Here is a 2,412-nt window from a genome sequence, read left to right on the forward strand (position 1 = left end):
GATTTGTAGTTCTGCAACTACTTCCATGGTATTATTACCTCCTACACCTAAAACCAAAGATTTGTCTGCGTTTACCGCGATTCTTTCAGTTTCTCCTTATTATAATAAACCCACTCAGGAGGGAATTTACCAACATTTTAAAGCGGTAGCAGAGGCATCTCCACTGCCAGTAATTTTGTATAATGTTCCTGGGCGAACTTCAAGCAATATGTTACCAGCAACAGTAGTACGTTTAGCTACTGATTTCAAAAATGTTGGTAAATTCCCTCCTGAGTGGGTTTATTATAATAAGGAGAAACCGAAAGAATCGCCGTAAAATCAGATAAATCTCTGATTTGTAGTTCTGCAACTACTTCCATGGTATTATTACCTCCTACACCTAAAACCAAAGGCAATCTTCCTTTATTAGCCTCAACAACTGTCGCAATAACTACTTCTTTTTCAGCTGCTGACAATGTTGCATTTTCAGCAGTTGTTCCTAATACTACTAAATACTCAACACCACCATCAATGGAGAAATTCACAATTCTAGTTAATGCTTCGATATCAATTGAAAAATCAGCTCTAAAAGGAGTTACAAGAGCAACACCCGTTCCTATTAATGATTGCATATTAAGATTCTATTTTATTTAATATTTTTAAATATTTACATAATTCATGAACGAAAATCATATAATTTTCAATTCGTGTAGTAATCGTCAAATGATGTAATCTTTTGTCAATTGACGAAAACCCAACTTTAAATTTTGCTTTCGAATTGTTTGTTATGAGTAGCAAAATTGCTTTTTCTATTTCATAATAACTAACTAATAAATCAAATTCTGTTTGAATAAATTGACTTACATCTGTATCTGTAATCTCAGCATTCCAATTCAAAACATCCGAATTAAAAGTGTACCTAGATGGATTTTCTTTTTTATTTATTGCCTCTCTATAAACAATAACCGTGATGTTACTGGCAACAAAACCATTTGAAATTAATTCTTGAATTAGGCTCTCTTTTTCAGAAAAAGCAGTTTCATCTATTAATAATCCAACTGTTTTTATAGTATCTGTAGTGGCTAAGCTACTCACTTCCTGCCATTTGTTTTTTAATGTATATTTTAGAAAAAAATTCTTTAAATAATTTAAAAACATAGTACATTTACCTGATTACAAAACTAATTAATAAAGTGGCATTTGAAATGGTAAAACTAAAAAAGTATAATCAATTTTTCAAACTTTTTGTTATATTTATAACATCGGTACTGATTGTTTCTTGTGGAAAACCCAATTATCAATTAACTACAATTGAAGGAAAACGCATTCCAATTAAAGAAACAATACAACAAACTCCAGAAATAGAGCAATTTATTAGCCCTTATCGTGAACATATTGATGCCGATCTGAGTGCTGTTTTAGCGTATAGCCCAGAAACTTTAGACAAAAGTGGCAGCAAATGGCAATCGCCATTAGGGAACTTATTGGCCGATGTAACATTCAAAGCGGCTGATAAAGTTTTTCAATTAAGAGAAAAGAAACCCGTAAGTATTTGTTTATTGAATAGTGGCGGCATTCGCTCTATACTTCCTAAAGGAAATGTAACCGCACGCACCGCTTTTGAAATTATGCCATTTGAAAACAGCCTAGTTATTATTGGATTAAAAGGAGAACAAATACAAGAACTGGTAGATTATTTTATTGCTACAAAAAAATCACACCCGATTTCAGGAATCACTTTTACCATCAAAAAAGACAATACTGCTAAAAATATTTTAGTTCAAGGTAAACCACTTGATTCGAATACTGTTTATTATGTAGCCACCAATGATTATTTGGCTAACGGAGGAGATAATATGAATTTTTTCAAAAAAGGAATTCAGAAATTTGATTTAGATTACAAACTACGCAATATTCTAATTGACTATTTCAAAGAAGTAGATACTATCCCTGTAATCAATGATATCCGTATTACTGAAGAATAAGTTCCAAAACAACGAAAGATGAAAAGAAGAGATTTTATAGAAAAAACAGCAGCAGGTTCTGCTTTTGTAGGATTGGGATTGTCATTGAGCAGTTTCAAATCAGCTGATATTAAAAAAATAACCATTTTACATACTAACGACGTACATAGCCACATTGATCCATTCCCGGCGGATGATCCTCGAAATGCTAATATGGGTGGTGTGAGCCGCAGAGCTGCATTAATAGAAGGCATTCGCCAAGAAAATCCGAATGTATTGCTGTTGGATGCTGGAGATATTTTTCAAGGAACACCTTATTTTAATTATTATGGTGGCGAATTGGAATTCAAATTAATGAGTATGATGAAATACGATGCTTCAGCTATTGGAAATCACGATTTTGACAATGGTGTAGATGGTTTACGTGCACAAATGCCTCATGCGACTTTTGAATTTATCTCCGCCAATT

The 2,412-nt window shown here is 32.8% G+C and carries 3 protein-coding genes and 2 pseudogenes; 3 read left to right on the forward strand and 2 right to left on the reverse strand.

The features are described from left to right. A pseudogene (locus ACKOWY_RS00240) lies at window positions 1-256 on the forward strand (dihydrodipicolinate synthase family protein); the annotation flags it as partial. Here ACKOWY_RS00240 and ACKOWY_RS00245 read toward each other — a convergent pair. Together ACKOWY_RS00245 and ACKOWY_RS00250 are read right to left on the reverse strand one after the other, a co-directional pair. After that, a pseudogene (locus ACKOWY_RS00245) lies at window positions 249-611 on the reverse strand (dihydrodipicolinate synthase family protein); the annotation flags it as partial. The pseudogenes ACKOWY_RS00240 and ACKOWY_RS00245 sit on opposite strands and share 8 nt — an antisense overlap. Window position 612: 1 nt before the next feature. Continuing rightward, on the reverse strand, window positions 613-1,137 hold the full coding sequence (locus ACKOWY_RS00250) for a DUF6913 domain-containing protein (RefSeq protein WP_408939437.1): 525 nt from the start codon (window positions 1,135-1,137) through the stop codon (window positions 613-615). A gap of 47 nt (window positions 1,138-1,184) precedes the next feature. On the opposite strand from ACKOWY_RS00250, the gene ACKOWY_RS00255 reads away from it, so the two are divergent. Together ACKOWY_RS00255 and ACKOWY_RS00260 are read left to right on the forward strand one after the other, a co-directional pair. Continuing rightward, window positions 1,185-1,964, forward strand: coding sequence for a 5'-nucleotidase C-terminal domain-containing protein (locus tag ACKOWY_RS00255; RefSeq protein ID WP_408939438.1), 780 nt, complete (start codon window positions 1,185-1,187; stop codon window positions 1,962-1,964). Window positions 1,965-1,982: 18 nt separating this feature from the next. Then, the coding region (locus ACKOWY_RS00260) for a metallophosphoesterase (protein ID WP_408939439.1) at window positions 1,983-2,412 on the forward strand (430 nt) is incomplete at its 3' end.

Source organism: Flavobacterium sp. (assembly GCF_046073885.1).
Classification (GTDB): Bacteria; Bacteroidota; Bacteroidia; order Flavobacteriales; family Flavobacteriaceae; genus Flavobacterium.